The following is an 18,610-nucleotide window of genomic DNA, read 5'->3' as shown; positions in this document are numbered from 1 at the left end:
CGGGATATGGGGACACGCGGCGTCACGACCGCCGGAACGTCGCTCACCGGCTCGCTCACCCGTGCCGCCCGTGCCGTCGCCGCCAGGGTCGAGCAGGTGCTCGCCAAAGAAGGCCTCACCTTGGACCAGTGGCTGGTGCTGGACGCGCTGAGCGGCAAGGGCGGGCTCGCCATGGCCGATCTCGCCGACCGGACGCTCGCCACCGCCCCGACGCTGACCAGGGTGGTGGACAAGCTGGTCACCACCGCGCAGGCCTACCGTGAGGTCGACGCCGCGGACAGACGTCGCGTGCTCGTGCACCTCAGCGCCCGTGGCCGCGCGACGTACCGGCGCGTGGCCACGAAGGTGTCGGAAGTGGAAGCACGCCTCGACGTGCCGGACGAAGTGCTCGTGGCGTTGCGGAGCCTCGGAGACTGAAGGTCAGGCGTACGGCACGGGTTTCGGCTTCGCCAGCGCGACAATGCCGAGGACTCCGGCGACCACGAGCGCGACCAACACGAACAGCGCGGCCACCACGTACACCACGCGGAAGCCGGTGACGTCCGAAAGCAGACCGCCGAGAACCGGCGCGATCACCAAGGCGAGGACACCGAGACCGGCCGCCACCCCGGCCGCGACACCGCGACCGGCCTGGAGCCGCCGGATCAGCGCGACGGTCACGCCGAGGACGGCGCCCGCGCCGAGTCCGTTCAGCACCCGGCCGACCAGGAGCAGACCGCTGCCGGGGACGAAGGCGACCAGGAGGACACCCATCAGCATCAGGACGAGCGCGGGCACGGTCACCGACGTCGGAAAGCGCGCGCCGAGCAGCAGCCCCGCCGGGAACGCGAGCGCGGCCGCCACGACATACGCGACGACGCCGCTCAGCAGCAGGGACTGGCTCGACAGGCCCAGATCGATCTGCAACGGCGACTCGCCGTCGAAGCGGTAGATCACGGTGAGCAGGAACAAACCGATGAGCGCGGCGAACCCGGGGCCGATGAGCAGCCACCAGGGCCCTGCGGTCGGCTGAGGGTCACGCTGCGTCGGCGCCGGCACGTACATGCGCACAACCTATAGCGTCGTCCTTGGGTACCGGCACTACAAGGCTGACCCGGTCGTCACAACACCGCCAGCAGCTCGGCGGCGGCGCGGCGACCGCTGTCGATCGCGCCGTCGATGAAGCCCGGCCACCGCTGGGCGGTGTGCGCGCCGGCGAAGTGCACCAATCCCTCCGGCACGGCGAGATCCCGCTCGTAACGGGAGATCTGCCCGGCCCGGAACGTCGTCCAGGTGCCGCGCGACCATTCGTCGTCCACCCACTCGTACGTGGTCGCGGCGACGACCTCGGCTTCGGGCGCGAACTCGCGCACCGCCCGCTGCACGTCCGCCACGTCGTGTCCGTCCACCCGGTCGTGCTCGGGCGCGAAGCACACCAGCACCACGCCCTCGGGCACGGTGTACATCGCGCCCACGTAGTCGAACGCGGTACCCCAGCCGTATCCGCTCAGGTCGTCCGGCACGTTGCGGGCCAGCGCCCACACCTTCTGCCCCTGCCCCGCGTGGTTCTCGGTGGAGATGGCCAGCTTCGCCGGGGACAGCGCGGGCGTGAACTCGATGTGCCGCTGTACACCGATGGGAACGGTGACCAGCACCCGCCGCGCCGTGACCTCACCGCCGTCGTGGCCGACGACGACGTGGTCGGTCTCCTGGCGCACCCATCGCACCGGCGTGCTCAACCGGATGTCCGTGCCGCCGTCCTCCGCCAGTGCCGTGGCCAGCGAGACGGTGCCGTCGTCGAAGGTCCGGCCGAGCACGCTGGCCCGGACCATGCCCCAGACGGAGTTGCCCATGGCGGCGAGCCAGCGCAGCACGTCCAGCGCGGAGCCGGTGTCGGCCGAAGCGTTGCCGCAGCCGCAGAACCAGGAGATCAGCAGTTCCCGGGCGTTGCCCTTCAACCCCGCCTCGTCGGCCCATTGGCGGATCGGCACGTCGAGGTCGGCCAGACCTTGCTCGGCCAGCGGGCGGTCCACGTCGAGCCGCGCGCCCGCCGCCACCAGTGCGCGGACCGCCTGCTCCAGGTCCTCCAGTTCGGCGGGCGGCACCGGCAGCAGCGACTCCAGCACGCGCCCCCGGTCGGACCAGGTCATCCGGGCGGGCAGTTCGCTGTCACTGACGGCGATTCCGTACCGGTGGACCTCTTCGGTGACGAAGGTCTGCTCGGGAACGATCCACGTACCACCCATCTCCAGCCCGGCCCCGTCGAACAGGTCGGTCCGGTACCAGGTGCGGCCGCCGATCCGGTCGCGCGCCTCCAGCACACGCACCGAGCGACCGGCGGCACCGAGATCGCGGGCGGCCGTCAGGCCGGCGAACCCCGCGCCCACGATCACGACATCGACATCCGGAGAAACCATCTAACACCTGCCTTCTGTCAGCGTGCACGGCAAGGTACGTGCGCCGTCCCGACCCCGTCGATGGACGCCGCGTCCAAATCAGCCGATCACTGTGGACGCAGCGGCGAATCCGGTGCGGTCCCGGCGTAAGCGAGCGCGTCGCGGGCCTCCAGCGCGAGCCACATCTCGTAGCGCACGGTCGCGGTGGTCAGGGTCCGTCCGGTGAGCTGCTCGATCCGGTCGATGCGGTTGCGCACGGTGTGCCGGTGGACGCCGAGGCGCTGTGCCGTGACGTCCCAGGCGGAATTGGCGTCCAACCAGGCCCGCAAGGTGGCCAGCAGCTGTCCCCGCGGGTCGGCGGCGTCGACCGTCGCCAGCACGGTGTCGGCGAACGAGGCCAGCAGCTCCGGCGGCCCCAGGGTGAGCAGCAGCCTGCTGGTGCTGTGCTCGCCGGCCTCGGCGGGACGGCCGAGGCGAACGCTGGTCGCCAGCAGTGCCCGCGCCTGCCGGAGCGAGACGGCCGCCGAGCCCGGCCGCAGTGCCGCGCCGACGCCCGCCGGGCGCTCCGGCGCGAACCGGTCGAGCAGCGCGGTTACGTCGATTTCGTCCACGACCAGCGCTTCCACGGTGTTCTCGGACCTCCGCACGAGGCCGCCCGGCAGCACGAGGGCGAGATCGGCCGCCAGATCGTCCGCTTCCCCGGCCCCGGCCACCACGGCGAGGCCGCGTACCGAAGGCGTGGCCAGCCCGAACGCGGTCAGCAGCGACCCGGCCTGGTCGTCGGGTAGCCCGTCCAGCAGCCGGTTCAGCGCCTCCGCACCGGCCCGCCGACGCGGTTCGTCGGCCAGGTGCCTGCGCTCCAGTTCCAGCGTCAGCAGTGAAGCCAGGGCGGCGTCCAGCGTGCCCGGTTGTGGCTGGGGCGCCCTGGCGAGCAGCACGTGCCCGCGCAACCGCCGGGCGCCGATCGGCTGCACGGCCACGGTCAGCCCGTCCGCCGCGACCGACGCACTGCCCAGCAGCCCTCGGGCGCCCACCTCGTCCAGCACCGTGCGCCCCGCGGCGAGCAGCGCGGGCGCGGACTCGCCGACCGCGACCAGTTCGCGGCCGAGCAGGTCGGTCACCACGGCGGCGCGACCGGTCGCGTCCAGCCACACCTTGAGGATCGCGTTCAGCCCACCGCCCGAGGTCGCCGCGACGGTCAGCCTGCGCTGCACGTCGACGGTGTGCTCCAGGGCGCGCCGGTCCTCGGCGGCCAGGGCGGCGAACACCGCCTTGGTCACCGCGATGAACGGCACCTCGTCCGGCACGACGAGCAGTGGCAGCCCGGCGTCCTCGGCGGCGGCCACCAGTTCGCCGGGCGGCTCCCGGTGCGGCTGGCCGTGGCCGACGCCGAACGCCAGCGCCGCCGCGCCGCCCTCGACCACGTCCCGCACGAACCGACGGCAGGACCGCCGGTCCGTCGGCAGCACCACGCCGGCCGTCATCAGCAGTTCGCCGCCTTGCAGCCAGTCGCCGGGGCGGGCCAGCTCCGAGACGTGCGCCGCCTGGATCACCCGGTCCCGGCCGCCCTCCCCGGCGACCAGGGCCAGGCGAAGCTCGGGCGCGGCGAGCAGAGCGGCGACAGTCAGCGGCATGGACGCAGTGTCCACCGTCACGCGGAAAGTTCAACCCCGCGTCCATCGACGTGGCCGGGCGGCCCGCCCTACCGTCCCCACACCCCGTGACCCACGTCTCAGTTCGCAGAGGACCCGCTGGAGGCCCCGCCGTGATCCAAGACCCCGCAGGTAGAGCGGTGCCCGAACCCGCTTCCGCACAGGCCACCCGCATCGAGACGCACGGTATCGACGTCATCGGCGACGACGAGCGGCACGGCCGGGCACGCGACCTGTTCGGCGTGTGGGCCGCGCCGAACGTCAGCTACCTCAGCCTGGTGGTCGGCGGCGCGCTCGTGGTGCTGGGCCTGAGCCTGTGGCAGGCGCTCGGCGTGATCCTGCTCGGCAACCTGTTCTGGGTGCTGGTCGGGCTGATCTCGGTCAGCGGCCCGGCGGCGGGCACCCCGAGCTCGGTCATCACCCGGACCATGTACGGCGTTCGCGGCAACCGGGCGCTGGTCACTTTCAACGGCTCGCTGATCTCCGTGTGCTACGTGGCGCTGAGTCTCTCGGCGGCGTCGGTGACGGCGTTCAGCCTGTGCTCCAGGTTCGGCCTGGAACTCGACACGGTTGGCAAGACGCTGGTCATCGTCGGCGTGGCGGCGGTGACCCTGGCGATCAGCGTCTACGGGCACGCCGCGATCATCAAGCTGTACATGCCGCTCGCCGCGGTCCTCGCGGTGGTGTTCGCGGTGCTGGCGTTCTTCGTGCTGGGCAACGCCGACTGGGGGCACCGGCCGCCGCAGGAGCTTCAGGGAGTCGACTTGTGGGCGGCGCTGGCCGCCGGGCTGGCCATGGTCGCCTCCGCCCCGTTGTCCTACAGCACCAGCGCCGACTTCGCCCGCTACCTGCCACGCACCGCCAAGCCGTCGGCCATCGTCGGCTGGACGGCGGCCGGCGCGTACCTGCCCAGCGTCCTGTGCACCGCGCTGGGCGCGATCGCCGCCACCACACTGGACATGAGCGATCCGCAGACCGCGCTCACGAGTCTGCTGCCGGGCTGGTTCTCCCCGGTCTTCCTGATCGCCATGATCCTGGGCGCCATCGCCAACAACGCGCTGATCATCTACAGCTCAGGGCTGGCGCTCCAGGCGATCGGGATACGCGTCCGCCGGTCGCGCAGCGTGCTGTTCTACGGCACGGTCAGCGTCCTGCTGACCATGTACGCGCTGCTGGTCTCGAACTTCCTCGACACGGTCAGCCGGATGCTCCAGCTGATGGTGGCGGTGCTGGCCCCGATCATGGCCATCTACGTCGTCGACCTGCTGCTGCGGCGTAACCGGTACGACGGCCACGCGCTCAGCGACCTCGGCAGCGGCAGTCCGTTCTGGTACCGGGGCGGGGTCAACTGGGCCGGTTTCGCCGCGCTGGTGGTGGGCGCCGCGTTCGCCGTCGAGTTCCTCGCCGTGCCCGGCGTGCACATCGGGTTCCTGGCCGGGCTGGTGAGCGGGATCGACCTGTCCCTGCCGGTGGGGCTGATCGTCTCGGGGGCGATCTACGCCCTGGCGATGCGTTCGTCGACACAAGGAGTGAAATGAGCAAGCCGGAACTGGTCCACTACCGGGGTGGCCGGATCTTCACCGCCGACGAGCCCGCGTGGGCGGAATCCATGATCGTGCGCGGGGAGTCGATCGAGTTCGTCGGCGACACCGTGACGGCGGACGGTCTGGCCGACGGTGCGCGCCTGGTGGACCTCGGCGGCGCGTTCGTGCTGCCCGGGTTCGTGGACGCGCACACCCACCTGCTGGGCATGGGCGAGGCGTTGCGGCAGGTCGACCTGTTCGACGCCACCGACGTGGCCGAGATCCAGGCCAGGGTCAAGGAAGCGGCGGACGCCGACCCTGCCGTACCACGAATCCTCGGCCGCAGCTGGCTGTTCGGCGCGCTGGACGGGCGCGGCCCGGACCGGGGCATGATCGACGCGGCCGTGCCGGACCGGCCGGTCTATCTCGCCGCCAACGACCTGCACTCGACGTGGGTCAACAGCGCCGCGCTGCGGGAACTCGGGATCACGGCGGACACCCCCGACCCGATCGGCGGCCGGATCGGCCGCGACGAGACAGGCGAGCCGGACGGCATGCTGTACGAGGCGGCCTCGTTGCAACTGGTGCGGCGGTTCCTCGACGCGGAGGCGAGCGACGACGAGCGCGACGCCGCACTGGCCTCGGCGTTCGAGCGGTACCTTTCCGACGGCGTGACCGGCGCGGTGGACATGGGATTGGGGCAGGACGACCTGGACGCGCTCGAGCGGGCACTGTTCCGCGGCGGCGGCCGGTTGCCGCTGCGAGTGGCCGGGCACTGGCTGATCAAGCGAACCGGCAGCACCGAGGACGACCTTCGGCAAGTGCGGCGGGCGGTGGAGCTGGCCAGGCGGCTGTCCGGGCCATGGCTGCGCGTCACCGGCATCAAGCTGATGGTGGACGGCGTGATCGACAGCTGCACCGCGGCGATGAAAGCCCCTTTCGCCGACGGCAGCCACCCCGGACCGATCTGGGACCTGGCCGCACTGTCCCCCGTCGTGGCGGCGGCGGACGCGGCCGGGTTGCAGGTGGCGCTGCACGCGATCGGCGACGAGGCGTCCGACATCGCACTCTCCGCGCTGGAGCACGCGATCGAGGTCAACGGGCCCCGCGACCGGCGGCACCGGCTGGAGCACATCGAGGTGGTGACCGAAGAGAACGTACGGCGGCTAGCCCGGCTCGGCGTGGTCGCGTCCATGCAGCCGGTGCACGCCGACCCGGCGATCCAAGACAACTGGCGGGCGGTGCTCGGCGACGACCGCGTGCGACGCGGATACCCGTGGCCGGAGCTGACCGCCGCCGGCGCGGTGCTCGCGTTCGGCTCCGACGCGCCGACCGCACCCCACCCGCCGTTGCCGAACATGTTCATCGCCACCACCCGGCGATCGGCGTCCGACCCCGGCCTGCCACCCAACATCCCGGAGTACGCCCTGCCCATGGCCGACGCCCTCGCGCACGGCACCCGGCACGCCGCCTACTCGTGCCGGTGGGAGGGACTGACCGGGCACCTGACACCGGGGCTGGCGGCCGACTTCGTGGTACTGGACCATGACCCGTTCGCCGAAGGCCCCGACTCGCTGTTGCGGACCAAGGTCCGGTCGACCGTGGTCGCGGGTGAGGAGAGTGCCGGAACGCTGACCTGACGAAAAGGGAGAGAAATAGCAATGGCGGGGCGCGGCGTCTGAAGACGAAGCTGGTGATCAACGACGGGTGAGAGTGGCCGAAGTGCGTGACGGCGCGGCTCGGGACTTGCGTGAGGCGGCCACGATCTTGCGGAAGGCGGTTGCGGACGGGAGCACGTCAGCGAACCTGCGGGAGTTGTGCGATCGGCTTGAGAAGGTGGCCAGCGCACCTCCGCCAGCGAGCGACCTTCGGATCCCGGCGATCGAGCGGCCGACGCTCAGGATTGAGCAGTCCTACTTACTTGGGTGTGGGTAGATCGACGCGAAACATTGTTTTCGCTGTTCACGGGTGGTGTGACGGGTTGAATGGGTACGCGTCGCTGTCGTAGGGTGACCATTGGTTACCGGCGACGGGGAGGCGTTCGTGACGGGTTACCAGGTGGTGGTCGACAAGATCCGGGGCACGGGTCAGGCGGCCGGACGGGTCGTCGAAGGGTTGCGGAGCGCCGGCTGTCCGGCCGCGGTGCCGGCGGGTGATCTCGGTATGCCGGGGTCGCGGGCCGCGTTGGCGATGGCGCGGGTCAAGCATGTGTTGGTGTCCCGGCAAACGGGCTTTGAAGCCCGCCTCGATACCCACGCCGGGAACATGACGAAGGCCGCAGACCTGTATTCGGGCCAGGAAGCGGCCGCGGCGGCGGATATCACGGTCCCCGTGCCAGGGCCGGTGAAGCCGGTCTGATGGTTACTTGGGGTGAGGCCAAGCGCTGGAATCCGGCGGTGTTGCAGGAGGCGGTCGGAGCGATCAATACCGCCTACAACAAGCTGGTGGCGTGTTCGGACGATCTGCGCGACATCAACACACCTGAGGGGTGGCATGGTGACGCGGCCGGCGCGGCGACGGCCGAAGTGAACCAGATCATCGATGGTCTGGAGGAGTACGCCGCGGACATCGCGGCGCTGCGCCGAGCGGCCGGGGACACCGGGGACGCGATCACCGGTGTCCAGAACGGGGTGCGGGAGGCCGAAGCGATCGCCTCGGGTAACCATTTCACCATCGCAGCGGATGGCGCGGTCGTCGACAACGGGGTGCCGAACGTCCCGCCGGAGCAGGCACAGCTGGTCGCGGAGGAACGCGCTCGGCTCGCCGAGGAGCTGAAAGACCGGGTCGAGCAGGTCTTGCGGCAAGCCATCGACATCGACGATGACTTATGCGCGGTGCTGGGACGGATCGAAGCCGGGAACGTGATCGACGCGACGGGGAACGACAACGAGAACACCAGCTTGGCCGCTGCCGGCAACTCAGGGGCTGTGAACGGTGCCTTGTCGGTTTTGACGCCCCCTCCAGTAGGGGCGGATCCGTCGACGAACGCCGCGTGGTGGGCCGCCTTGTCCGAGGCGCAGCGCAAGCAGTTGATCGCGCAGCATCCCGATTGGGTTGGCAACCGGGACGGAGTGAAGGCGGCCGATCGCAGCACTGCGAATCTGAATCTGCTTGAGCAGCAGAAACGCGGATTAACCGCCGGGCTGGAGCGGTTGCGTCGGGAGGATGGCGATTCTGATGAGATCGCGCGCCTGGAGCAGCGGGTGAAGGCGATTGACTCGATCACCGCGATGATGCACAACCCGGACGGCACTCTCAACGCGAATCGTCAGCTGATGTCGCTGGATCTCACCGGTGACCATCCGAAGGCCGCGATCGCCAACGGCAACGTTGACACCGCCCAGCATGTCGCGGTGTTCACCCCCGGGATGAACTCCACGGTGGATGGGAACATGCGCGGCTACGTTGATGACATGGATGGTGTCGCGCGCAGTGCCGAGCGGATGCTTGCCACCCAGGGTGGGGGTTCGGTGGCCACGGTCACCTGGATCGGCTACGAACCCTCCACGTTCGACGATCCGGCCTCGTTGATGGGGCTAGCGACCGCGGAAAACGTGGATGTGGGTGGGGACAAGCTGGCCAGGTTCGATCAGGGCATCAACGCGTCCCGCCCGACAGATCCGCACCTGACCGCGTTGGGGCATTCGCAGGGATCGATCGTGACAGGGCTCAGTCTCACCCATGCTGGTACGGGGGTGGATGACGCGGTGGTGTTCGGCAGCCCGGGGGTTGCGAACAATTTCGGGACCGACAACACCGCCCACGATCTGAAGGTCCCTGAGGGGCACGCCTACAACATCAAGGCCGAGGGCGACGCGGTCGCCCAGTATGTGCCGGAAACGTGGCGGTACGGCCGCGCGCCGTATGCGATGGAGGGCATGAACCAGCTGTCGGCTGATGCTGCGGTGGGCGCTGATGGCGCTCCGTTGGCCGCGTCGCGCGGGCACAGCGAATACACCAAGACCATGCCCGGTGGGGCCGATTCGACCAGCAAGCACAACATCGCCGCTGTCGTTGCGGGTTTGCCGCAGCTGGCTGTCGCCGCACGCTAGGAAGACTTGTTTCTCATGCCGAGCCGAACACCTCTTGCCGTCATCATGACCGCGAGCCTGCTGCTGCCCGTGGCGGCCTGCAGCGATAGCGGGCAGTACGTCGGAACACCGTCGTCGGAGAAGTCGATGCCCAGTCAGGATCAGTACGCCGAGCTTTCCCGTAGGCCGTCGATCGATGAGGCGGTCGCGCACTACGACAAGCTCCGCCAGGCCCTGCAGACCAGACTCACCGCGGAGCTGGGAGTGAAGGACTGGGTCGACAAGCAGGATGGGCGCCAATCGGGGTGCGCGAACGAGTTCCCTGGGGTGGACAGCCAGGACGCGGTCCGCATGTTCCTGAGCTTCCTCATCGCGCCGAAACCGGTCACGGGCGAGCAGTGGCCGGCCGCGACACGCATCGTGACCGAAGTTGGCGCATTACATGGGTTCGATAAGCCGGGATTGCAGGTGAGCAAGCCGCCCGCGTTCGAGTTCGAACTGAAAGACCGGTACCTGGCGAGTGTGACACTGTCGACGGACAAGACCACGGTGATATCGATCGAGACTGGTTGTCACTTGACGACCGCAGCCAAGCGACGCGGCGGCGGGGCTCCTGCTTCGGGAACCACGCGAGGGTGAGCGTGCCGAACACCTCGGAAACATCAGCGGCGCGCAAGCTGCTGGCGGCGGTGTGTGTGGTGTTGGTGCTCGCAGGTGCGCTGGTCGCGTTCACGCTCGGTGTGGGTGGGGCGATGAGCAGCGACTCGTGCCGTCCGGGCGACGAGCCGTTCTTGTGCACCAGCACTGGCCAGAACGTCGCGTTCTGGCTTCCGCTGGCCGGCTGGTTAGCCTCGATTGTCCTCGCCTGGCTGTGTGTCGTGCGTCTCGATCGGCGACGCAAGTCGCCATGGCTTGGGGTCGCGGTGGGTGTGGCGGTGTTCTCGGTCATCGTGGTAGTCGACTGGCTGATCGTGTCCGGGTGATGCCAGGCAGCCTCTACGGCGTGGTCGAGGTCGACGATGTTGCGCTGGTCAAGATCGAGGCTGTTAATCAGTTCGTGGCGTCGTCCGGTCGGCGGAGTGTCCAGATGGGACGGCCTGGCGGCGTGAGATGAGGAGCCCCCTGGCCACTTGCGTGACCAGGGGTGTCCCTCTGGCGGCGTGCCCCCGGCAGGACTTGAACCTGCGACCTAGAGATTAGAAGGCTCTTGCTCTATCCAGCTGAGCTACGAGGGCCGACGTCGGCGACGTTGGGTGTCGCCCAGCATCGGCAGCTTAGCCGTCGCCAACCTGTCGATCGTTCGACACCGCCAGATCGTTTCAGGTCGAGCCCACCGTTTTTTGGAACACCCGTGAGCGCGTCACGACGCGGGGTGACGCGCTCACGGGCCGGGGCCGCTTCGGGGGAGCGGCCCCTGGGTTCGTGCAGGTCGCGAGTCGACTCTTCCGCGAGGGACCGGCACGAACCGCCGGGGTGGTCAGTCCCAGATCTTGAGGGCGCGGATCACGAACGGTCCCTGGGGTACGTAGGTGCCGCCACCCGGATAGGTGATGAAATCTCCCTCCGTCGTGCATTCCTCGCTCTGGTAAATCGTCACGTCACGGCTCAGCCGGTTGACGAACGAATGTCCGTCGAAGCGTTCGGGCAAGGGAATACATTCCTCGGGATTGGAGGTGCGCAGGTCGAATTTGTGCACCTCGCCGCCGTATGATTCCGCGCCCCATACGCAGAACTCGCCCTTCTGGCAGGCGGGTTCGGGCGGTGCGGTGGCGGCGCCGGCGACTCCGGCGCTGGTCAGCAAGCCCGCCAGGGCGAGCAGGAGCACGTGCGGGAGGCGGGCGCGCAGGTTCGTCAAACGTCGTTGCATGGCTGGGTTCTCCCCCGTGAATCGGCGGCTGGATCGCCGTCGGTGAATGTGTGATTCCAGGTTGGCGCGAGGGGAAGGGTTTGTCTGCCCGCATTTCTACTTCTGTGGATAAGTAGTTGTGCGCCGCTCGATCAGGGCGAGTTGTCCACATATCGCCGGGACCGCCTTGTGCTTGCCGAAATCGGCTGCTACGCGGGCGCGGTGGAGTCCCTGACGACCAGCTCGGCGGGTACCTCGGTGGGCGCGGGGACCTTCTCCCCGCGCAGCAGGCCCAGTACCAGTTCGCCGGCCGCCCGTCCCTTGGCGGCGAGATCCTGCCGGACGGTCGTCAGCGGTGGTTCGGACCATCGAGCGGGCGGCACGTCGTCGAAGCCCACGACCGAAAGATCACCCGGGACCGACAGGCCGAGATGTCTGGCCGCCGAGATCGCCGCCAGCGCCAGCAGGTCCGACATGCACAGCAGCGCCGTCGGTCGCGGGTGCCGGTCGAGCAGGCCGAAAGCGCTCGGCAGGGCACCTTCGACCGAGAGCCCGGACGCCTCCCAGATCGGGATGTCCGCCGCCGGGATCCCCGCTTCGGCCAGCGTCTCCAGATAGCCGGCCATCCGTTCGCGGTTGTCGTGGAACCGGCTGTTCCCGGCCTCGGCCACGCTCAGCTCCCCGCCGCGCGGGGCCGAGAGGCACTGCGCCGAGAAGATCCCGATCCGCCGGTGCCCGAGTTCCACCAGGTGTCGGGCCGCAGCGGCCGCTCCCGCCCGGTCCTCGACCCCGATCCTGGCCGAACCGCGGATATGCGGCTGGTCGATCACCACCAGCGGCATCCCGCGGTCCCGGACCGCGTTCAGCGCCGGTGCGCCGTCGGCCAGCGAATACGCCACCGCGATATCGGCTTGCGCGGTCAGGATCCGCTCCGCGCGCGGGCCGCCGCTCTCGCCGTCGCCGGGGAGCAGCAGGAGGGCGTGGCCCTCGGGGTCGACGACGGTCGAGAGCGCGTCGAGGGTGACCGACAACGCGGGATCGGAGAACGCCGTCGAAAGGTTCGTGTCGAGCAGGACGGCGATCGCGCCGGTGCGGCTGGTGGCGAGACTGCGCGCGGTCGGGTTCGGCCCCGCGTACCCGATCTTCTTGGCCGCGCGAAGCACCTCTTCCCGCAGCTGGGCGGACAGCTGATCGGGCCGGTTGTAGGCGTTGGACACGGTCGCCCGCGACACCCCGACGGCGTCGGCGACATCGTCCAACGTCGGCCTTCGCCGTCGCGTGCTGGTCACCGGCGCAGTGTAGTCCCGGGCAGCACCGGTGGACTTTCTGAAGCGCTTAAGTCATTCTGGGGGAAGGGGAATCGAAAGGAGACTGGGGTCTATGCGTGACCGTACGGCCGTTTTCGTCGTGTTCGCGCTCAACGGGGCCGCGCTCGGCTCCTGGGCGCCGCGGACTCCGGCGTTGTCGGAACGGGTGAACGCCTCACCGGGCGTTTTCGGGCTGGCCTTGCTGGGCGCGAGTGTCGGCATGCTGATCGCGGCGTCGGTTTCGGGGCGGCTGATCGAACGCCACGGCGCCCGGGCGGTGGTCGCGGGCAGCACGATCATCGCCTGCGCCGCGCTGCCGATGATCGGCTTCTCGACGTCGGTCGTCCTGCTCGCCGGGGCGCTGTTCGTCCTCGGCGCGAGCGTCGGCGCGCTGGACGTGGCGATGAACGTCGCGGGAGTCGAGGTGGAACGCCGCTCCGGGCGGGCCATCATGCCGATCCTGCACGCCGGATTCAGCTTCGGCGCGCTGGCGGGATCCGTCGCCGCCGGGTTCGCCGCGTCGCACCAGTGGTCGCCGGGACGGCATCTCACGGTCGCCGCGTTGTCCGCGCTGGTCGTGCTGGCCTTCGTCATCACGGCCGTGCCCGGCGCGCGGCCCGTGCACACCGAACCCGTCGAGAAGCCGCGAGTACCGCCGATCAAACGTCCCGTCCTCTGGCTGCTCGCCGCCATCGCGTTGTTCTCGGCGATCGCGGAGGGCGCGAGTTCGGACTGGTCCGCCCTGCTGATGACGTCCGTGCACGGGGTCGGCGACGGCGCCGCGGCCTTCGCCTACTCCGGGTTCGCCCTGGCCATGGCGCTCGCCAGGCTCGCGGGTGCCTGGCTGCAGAACCGTTTCGGCGCGACGCGCGCGCTGGCGGTCGGCGCCGGGATCGCCGCGGCGGGCCTGGTGCTCGCCGCGGTGGCGAGCCTGCCGGTGTTCGGGTTCGTCGGCTTCGCTCTGGCGGGCGCCGGGCTGGCCGCCGCCTTCCCGATCGCGTTGAGTCTCGCGGGAGCGTCGGGGAAACGCGCCGACGGAACCGGAGGCGAGCGGGAACTGGCCTTCGTCACGGCGATCGCCTACACCGGCTTCCTCGCCGGGCCGCCGCTGATCGGCGGGATCGCGCAGGTGACGTCGCTTTCGGTGTCGTTCCTGTTGGTCGGCTTGACCGCCGCGCTGATCGTGCCGTCCGCGGTGGCCGCGGCGCGGGCGCGGAAACGGGAGGAGGTCGCCGAACCCGTCGCCCGTTGACATTCTCGCCGGGGCCCGGGCAAGCTGACTGCTCGGTAAACTGAAATGAATGCGACTTGGTCGCCATTTCAGGAAGGCTGATCCGGGGAGGGGGCGGCGTGAGAGTGCTGATGCGCGGAGGGGGCGCCGGGATTCCGGCGCGGCTGGTGCAGACCACGCTGCCCTGGCTCATCCTGGTCCCGGTGGCGTTCCGGCTGGTGATGCTGGCGCAGGTGCTGTGGACGGCGGGAACCGGCGGGTCGGTGCTGTGGATTTTCGTGCTGCTGCACCTGGTGCCGAACGTCACCGAGGCCGTCTGGATCTTCCGCCGCCCTCCGGCCGGTACTCGGGTCGTTCCCGTGCTGGACGCCGGGTTCGCCGCGCTGTTTCTCCTGGCGGCCGCGCCGTTCGCGCAGGACAACGCGATCACGTCGATCACCTGGACCCATCTGATGGGCACGGTGATGATCTGCGCCCTCCTGCGTGGCGCACCGGCGGGGGCGTTGGTCATCGGGGGAGCGGTGGCGCTGCACGCCGTGCTGTACCCCGCCTCCTCGCTCGGTCTCTTGCTCACTCTCACGACCGCGCTGGTGGCGTCGCTCGCGATCGTCGGCGTGGTCGGCGCTTCGATGCGGTTCGCGCTCGGTTTCGGGGAGCAGCAGGGCCGGGCGGCGGAACGAGAACGGCATCGCCGCGACGTCCACGACACCGTCCTGCAGGTGATGGAGTCGTTCGCGATCCCCGCGCCCGCCGACGAACTCGACCCGGCGGCCAGCCTCGACCGCGTCCGCCGGATCGCCCGCGCGCAGGCGATGCGCATCCGGATCAGTCTCGAACACGAATCCACCGAAGGGATCGGGCTGCACCAGCGGCTTCGGCTGCTCGCCGCCGAAATGGCCGCGGAGGGGTTGCGCGCCGAGGTCGTCATCCAGGACGACTGCGCTCCGGAGCTCGCGGAGGAAGCGGCCGAGGCACTGCATGACTCGGCCAGGGAGGCCTTGCGGAACACGTTGAAGCACTCCGGGACCAGGCGGGCCGTGGTCAGTGTCGAGGAGATCGGTGGCGGGGTTTCCCTGACGGTGCGCGATCACGGTGCCGGATTCGATGTCGGTGACCGGCGGCGTGGCTTCGGTCTCGAGAACTCGATCATCGCGCGGATGGCGGAGATCGGCGGTTTCGCGCGGATCGAATCCAGTCCGGGGCTGGGAACGAGAGTGGTGCTCCTCGCTCCTTCAGTTCTGCGTCTCCCCGTCGGGTGAGTCCCGCCACTGACGGAACGGGCGGTCCAGCGTCCATTTGTCGCCCACCCGCTCGACTACCCGGTATTCGCAGGTCGTCGGGTTGGACAGGGACTCGAACAGCTCGATGCTCCAGCCGAAGAGCCGTCGGCACAGCAACCGGATGGTCAGCCCGTGTGAGACGACCAGCACGGTCCGGGGGTGATCTTCGCCGCACGCCGCCAGTTCGCTGAGGAACGCCGCGACCCGGTCGTCCACGTCCGCGCCGGACTCGCCGAACGGGAGCCGGTAGAAGAAGTGCCCGAACTCGTGGCGGCGTTGTTTCTGGACCTCCTGCTCCTGCGGATCCTGGAGGTTGCCCCAGTCCTGTTCCCGCAGTCTCGGCTCCGGCACGATCCGCTCGCAGGAGTCACGAATGTCCAGCAGCCGCAAGGTTTCCCGCGTCCGCAGATACGGGCTGACGTAGACCGCCGGCCGCTGCCCGTCGAGGAGTTCCCCGATCTCCGGGCCCGCCAGCCGGGCCTGCTCGCGGCCGGCATCGGTGAGCGGCAGCGCGTGGTCGGGGATCCGGGTGTAGGCGAGCTCGTCGATGTTGCCGAGCGACTCGGCGTGCCTCAGCAGGATGATCCGCACGCCGCCATCTTGCCGGTTGCGCGTTCGGCATACCCTCGTGACGTGCCTTCAGACCCCGAGACGAAACCGGCCCCGTCCGCGCGGAAGGCCGGTGTCCTGCCGTTGGTGTCGATCGGGGCGCTCCTCGCCGCGGTGGTGGCCGTCGGCCTGGTCGCGCTGACCGGTGGCGCCGGTTACGTCATCGCCGGACTCCCGGACCCGGGGCTGGTGACGCGCTACGGCATCACCGTCGTCCGCGTGCTGGCCGAGGCGGCTTCGGTGCTGTGCGTGGGTTCGCTGCTGCTCGCCGCGTTCCTCGTCCCGCCGCAGAAGTCCGGCACGCTCGCGGCCGACGGTTACGCGGCCATCCGGGTCGCGGGCGTGGCGGCGTGGGTCTGGTTCTTCGCGGCCGCCGCGTCGATCTTCTTCTCGGCGGCGGACGGCGCGGGGCGCCCCTTCACCGAGGTGCTCTCGCCGCAGGTGCTGATCGACCTCGTGGACGCCATCGAACAGCCCAAGGCCTGGCTGTTCACCGCGTTGATCGCGCTGCTGGTCGCGCTCGGCTGCCGTCTCGCGCTGACCTGGGGCTGGACGACGGTGGTGTTCTTCCTGTCCGTCGGCGGTCTCGTGCCGGTGGCGGTCACGGGGCATTCCGCGAGCGGCGGCTCGCACGACATGGCGACCAACAGCCTGCTGTATCACCTGGTCGCCGCCGCGCTGTGGGTCGGCGGGCTCGTGGCGCTGCTCGCGCTCGGCTGGCGCCGCGGCGAGAACCTCAAGCTCGCCGCGACACGGTTCTCCAAGCTGGCCTTGGTCTGCTGGATCGTGATGGCGGTCTCCGGCATCGTCAACGCGCTGGTGCGGATCAGGATCGCCGACCTGTTCACCACGGACTACGGCCTGCTGGTGGTCGCGAAGATCGTCGCGTTGCTGCTGCTCGGTGTCTTCGGGCATCAGCAACGGCAGAAGGGCGTCGCCGGGTTGGTGAACGGCGCCGGCGGTGGTCAGTTGCTGCGGCTCGCCGCGGTCGAGGTGCTGATCATGTTCATCACGATCGGCATCGCCACCGGACTCGCGAAGACCCCTCCGCCGCAGGAATCGCTCACCCAGCCGTCGACCACGGAACTGCTGATCGGCTACGACCTCCACGGTCCGCCGACCGTCCTCCGGCTGCTCACGGATTGGCGGTTCGACCTCGTCTACGGCACCCTCGCGATCGTTCTCGCCGGGCTGTACCTCGCCGGGGTCCGGCGGCTGCGGCGCCGCGGCGACACCTGGGCCACCGGCCGGACGGTCGCGTGGCTCGCGGGCTGTTTCGTGCTGCTGATCGCGACGTCGTCCGGCATCGGGCGGTACGCGCCCGCGATGTTCAGCGTGCACATGGGCAACCACATGTTGCTGTCCATGGTGGCGCCGGTGCTGTTCGTGCTCGGCGGACCCGTGACACTCGCCTTGCGCGCGTTGCCCACGGCGGGCAAGGACGCCCCGCCCGGACCGCGTGAATGGCTGCTCGCGTTCGTGCACTCGCCGCTTTCGCGGTTCCTGACACATCCGATCGTCGCGCTGCTGCTGTTCGTCGGTTCCTTCTACGGCCTGTACTTCTCGGGGCTGTTCGACGCCGCGCTGAACTACCACTGGGCGCATCTGGCGATGAACGCGCACTTCCTGCTCGCCGGCTACGTCTTCTATTGGCCGGTGATCGGGGTCGACCCGGCGCCACGACGGCTCCCGCCGCTGGGACGGCTGGGGATGATGTTCGCCGCGATGCCGTTCCACGCGTTCTTCGGGATCGCGTTGATGAGCATGCAGACCGTGCTCGGGCAGGACTTCTACCGCGGGCTGAAACTGCCGTGGGTCACCGACCTGCTGACCGACCAGCGGCTCGGCGGCGGGATCGCGTGGGCGTCCGGTGAGCTGCCGGTGCTGCTCGTGCTCGTCGCGCTGCTGGTGCAGTGGGCGCGTCAGGACGAGCGGGAGGCGCGGCGCCGTGATCGCCGCGAGGAGGCCTCGGGCGACGCGGATCTGAACGCCTACAACGCGATGCTGAAGAAACTCGCCGACCAGGGGCGGGGGCCGGGTTCCGGCTCCTAGCACGCCTCGCCGACAGTCCTCGGTCCTCCGCGTCGAGTTGTCCACAGGAAGCCCACAACGCCCGGAGTTGTCCACAGATCCGGTTCACGTCCTTTTCCGCCCTTGATCCGGGGCAGTCTGTGATCAAGGGAAACACCGGGAAGGTCCCGGGCCGAGGAGAAGGGCGAGTGTGATGGCGATGGGCGAAACGTGGGTGACCATGATCGGCAACCTGACCAGCGAGCCGGTCCACCATCCGGAGCGGGTGCACGGGCACGACGTCGTGTCGTTCGGCTTGCGGAGTGTCGAACGTCGGTACGACAAGGAAAGAGGGGAGTGGGGCGAGGGGCGGCAACTCGCGGTCAAGGTCACCTGCTGGCGCAAGCTGGCGATGGCGGCGTTCTCCTGCCTGAGCAAAGGCGACCCGGTGATCGTGGCCGGGCGGTTGCGCGGTGCCGAGACGGCGGAGGAGATCCCGGCACCTCTGGGTCTACCTGAGCTTGAGGCCTTCTCCATCGGTCCCAACCTCGCACGGTGTTCGGCCGAGATCCAGCGCATGGGACGGGATCGGCCGAGGGCGATCCCGTCGGCACCGCCGCCCGCGGGGAATCCCATGGTCATCGCACTGGAGGACGCACCCGTGGCGTGAGATACCGATGCTCCCTCAGTGATATCGGACTGACTGTCGGTAGCTCGGTGGTGACCGCCGTCAAGGCCGCGATCGG

17 protein-coding genes and 1 tRNA gene are annotated in these 18,610 nt (G+C 69.7%); 11 read left to right on the top strand and 7 right to left on the bottom strand.

What is annotated here, in order from left to right:
- Positions 1-6: 6 nt before the first annotated feature.
- The gene (locus ACIBTM_RS37750) at positions 7-417 is read left to right on the top strand and encodes a MarR family transcriptional regulator (RefSeq protein ID WP_395881942.1); all 411 of its coding nucleotides are present in this window, start codon (positions 7-9) and stop codon (positions 415-417) included.
- Between the two features lie 3 nt (positions 418-420).
- Here the strand turns inward: ACIBTM_RS37750 and ACIBTM_RS37745 are convergent, their stop codons facing one another.
- From ACIBTM_RS37745 to ACIBTM_RS37735, 3 genes are all read right to left on the bottom strand, one after another.
- Positions 421-1,044, bottom strand: a complete 624-nt coding sequence (locus ACIBTM_RS37745) for an MFS transporter (RefSeq protein WP_395881941.1) — start codon at positions 1,042-1,044, stop codon at positions 421-423.
- Between the two features lie 56 nt (positions 1,045-1,100).
- Complete coding sequence (locus ACIBTM_RS37740) at positions 1,101-2,396, bottom strand: flavin monoamine oxidase family protein (protein ID WP_395881940.1); 1,296 nt, start codon at positions 2,394-2,396, stop codon at positions 1,101-1,103.
- 86 nt (positions 2,397-2,482) lie between these two features.
- Positions 2,483-4,009, bottom strand: coding sequence for a PucR family transcriptional regulator (locus ACIBTM_RS37735; protein ID WP_395881939.1), 1,527 nt, complete (start codon positions 4,007-4,009; stop codon positions 2,483-2,485).
- 158 nt (positions 4,010-4,167) lie between these two features.
- On the opposite strand from ACIBTM_RS37735, the gene ACIBTM_RS37730 reads away from it, so the two are divergent.
- The 6 genes from ACIBTM_RS37730 (at position 4,168) to ACIBTM_RS37705 (ending at position 10,564) form a co-directional block, all read left to right on the top strand.
- A complete protein-coding gene (locus ACIBTM_RS37730) occupies positions 4,168-5,565 on the top strand; it encodes a purine-cytosine permease family protein (protein WP_395881938.1) in 1,398 nt (465 codons plus the stop codon).
- Positions 5,562-7,190, top strand: a complete 1,629-nt coding sequence (locus ACIBTM_RS37725; RefSeq protein WP_395881937.1) for an amidohydrolase — start codon at positions 5,562-5,564, stop codon at positions 7,188-7,190. The genes ACIBTM_RS37730 and ACIBTM_RS37725 overlap by 4 nt, the downstream gene beginning before the upstream one ends.
- A 403-nt stretch (positions 7,191-7,593) precedes the next feature.
- Entirely contained in the window at positions 7,594-7,908 is a 315-nt protein-coding gene (locus ACIBTM_RS37720) for a hypothetical protein (RefSeq protein ID WP_395881936.1), read from the top strand.
- On the top strand, positions 7,908-9,602 hold the full coding sequence (locus ACIBTM_RS37715; protein ID WP_395881935.1) for an alpha/beta hydrolase: 1,695 nt from the start codon (positions 7,908-7,910) through the stop codon (positions 9,600-9,602). The genes ACIBTM_RS37720 and ACIBTM_RS37715 overlap by 1 nt, the downstream gene beginning before the upstream one ends.
- Positions 9,603-9,617: 15 nt before the next feature.
- A complete protein-coding gene (locus tag ACIBTM_RS37710) occupies positions 9,618-10,220 on the top strand; it encodes an LppA family lipoprotein (protein ID WP_395881934.1) in 603 nt (200 codons plus the stop codon).
- Positions 10,217-10,564 (top strand): hypothetical protein, encoded by a 348-nt coding sequence (locus ACIBTM_RS37705; protein ID WP_395881933.1) that lies wholly within the window; start codon positions 10,217-10,219, stop codon positions 10,562-10,564. Before ACIBTM_RS37710 ends, ACIBTM_RS37705 begins: the two co-directional genes overlap by 4 nt.
- A gap of 178 nt (positions 10,565-10,742) precedes the next feature.
- On the opposite strand, the gene ACIBTM_RS37700 is transcribed toward ACIBTM_RS37705, so the two are convergent.
- From ACIBTM_RS37700 to ACIBTM_RS37690, 3 genes are all read right to left on the bottom strand, one after another.
- Positions 10,743-10,816, bottom strand: a tRNA-Arg gene (locus ACIBTM_RS37700).
- 242 nt (positions 10,817-11,058) lie between these two features.
- On the bottom strand, positions 11,059-11,448 hold the full coding sequence (locus ACIBTM_RS37695; RefSeq protein ID WP_395881932.1) for a peptidase inhibitor family I36 protein: 390 nt from the start codon (positions 11,446-11,448) through the stop codon (positions 11,059-11,061).
- A gap of 188 nt (positions 11,449-11,636) precedes the next feature.
- The gene (locus ACIBTM_RS37690; protein ID WP_395882002.1) at positions 11,637-12,686 is read right to left on the bottom strand and encodes a LacI family DNA-binding transcriptional regulator; all 1,050 of its coding nucleotides are present in this window, start codon (positions 12,684-12,686) and stop codon (positions 11,637-11,639) included.
- A gap of 121 nt (positions 12,687-12,807) precedes the next feature.
- Between ACIBTM_RS37690 and ACIBTM_RS37685 the strand changes: the two genes are divergently transcribed.
- Together ACIBTM_RS37685 and ACIBTM_RS37680 are read left to right on the top strand one after the other, a co-directional pair.
- The gene (locus ACIBTM_RS37685; RefSeq protein WP_395881931.1) at positions 12,808-13,986 is read left to right on the top strand and encodes an MFS transporter; all 1,179 of its coding nucleotides are present in this window, start codon (positions 12,808-12,810) and stop codon (positions 13,984-13,986) included.
- Between the two features lie 104 nt (positions 13,987-14,090).
- A complete protein-coding gene (locus tag ACIBTM_RS37680; RefSeq protein WP_395882001.1) occupies positions 14,091-15,224 on the top strand; it encodes a sensor histidine kinase in 1,134 nt (377 codons plus the stop codon).
- Here the strand turns inward: ACIBTM_RS37680 and ACIBTM_RS37675 are convergent.
- Entirely contained in the window at positions 15,198-15,836 is a 639-nt protein-coding gene (locus tag ACIBTM_RS37675) for a histidine phosphatase family protein (RefSeq protein ID WP_395881930.1), read from the bottom strand. The two genes, ACIBTM_RS37680 and ACIBTM_RS37675, sit on opposite strands and share 27 nt — an antisense overlap.
- Before the next feature lie 42 nt (positions 15,837-15,878).
- On the opposite strand from ACIBTM_RS37675, the gene ACIBTM_RS37670 reads away from it, so the two are divergent.
- Together ACIBTM_RS37670 and ACIBTM_RS37665 are read left to right on the top strand one after the other, a co-directional pair.
- Positions 15,879-17,906, top strand: coding sequence for a cytochrome c oxidase assembly protein (locus ACIBTM_RS37670; protein WP_378421987.1), 2,028 nt, complete (start codon positions 15,879-15,881; stop codon positions 17,904-17,906).
- A gap of 178 nt (positions 17,907-18,084) precedes the next feature.
- Positions 18,085-18,534 carry a single-stranded DNA-binding protein gene (locus ACIBTM_RS37665; RefSeq protein WP_395881929.1) on the top strand — a complete coding sequence of 150 codons (450 nt, stop codon included), beginning with the start codon at positions 18,085-18,087 and terminating at the stop codon, positions 18,532-18,534.
- Positions 18,535-18,610: the final 76 nt, after the last annotated feature.

The organism is Amycolatopsis sp. NPDC049868, from assembly GCF_044461365.1.
GTDB lineage: Bacteria > Actinomycetota > Actinomycetes > Mycobacteriales > Pseudonocardiaceae > Amycolatopsis.
Note: the sequence above shows the minus strand (reverse complement) of the source record. Positions and strands in the feature narration are given on the sequence as shown.

Coding starts and splice junctions, on each gene's coding strand:
- ACIBTM_RS37725 (WP_395881937.1), top strand. CDS start 5,562: ATGAGCAAGCCGGAACTGGTCCACTACCGGGGTGGCCGGATCTTCACC.
- ACIBTM_RS37740 (WP_395881940.1), bottom strand. CDS start 2,396: ATGGTTTCTCCGGATGTCGATGTCGTGATCGTGGGCGCGGGGTTCGCC.
- ACIBTM_RS37710 (WP_395881934.1), top strand. CDS start 9,618: ATGCCGAGCCGAACACCTCTTGCCGTCATCATGACCGCGAGCCTGCTG.
- ACIBTM_RS37745 (WP_395881941.1), bottom strand. CDS start 1,044: ATGTACGTGCCGGCGCCGACGCAGCGTGACCCTCAGCCGACCGCAGGG.
- ACIBTM_RS37665 (WP_395881929.1), top strand. CDS start 18,085: ATGGGCGAAACGTGGGTGACCATGATCGGCAACCTGACCAGCGAGCCG.
- ACIBTM_RS37715 (WP_395881935.1), top strand. CDS start 7,908: ATGGTTACTTGGGGTGAGGCCAAGCGCTGGAATCCGGCGGTGTTGCAG.
- ACIBTM_RS37735 (WP_395881939.1), bottom strand. CDS start 4,009: ATGCCGCTGACTGTCGCCGCTCTGCTCGCCGCGCCCGAGCTTCGCCTG.
- ACIBTM_RS37695 (WP_395881932.1), bottom strand. CDS start 11,448: ATGCAACGACGTTTGACGAACCTGCGCGCCCGCCTCCCGCACGTGCTC.
- ACIBTM_RS37685 (WP_395881931.1), top strand. CDS start 12,808: ATGCGTGACCGTACGGCCGTTTTCGTCGTGTTCGCGCTCAACGGGGCC.
- ACIBTM_RS37750 (WP_395881942.1), top strand. CDS start 7: ATGGGGACACGCGGCGTCACGACCGCCGGAACGTCGCTCACCGGCTCG.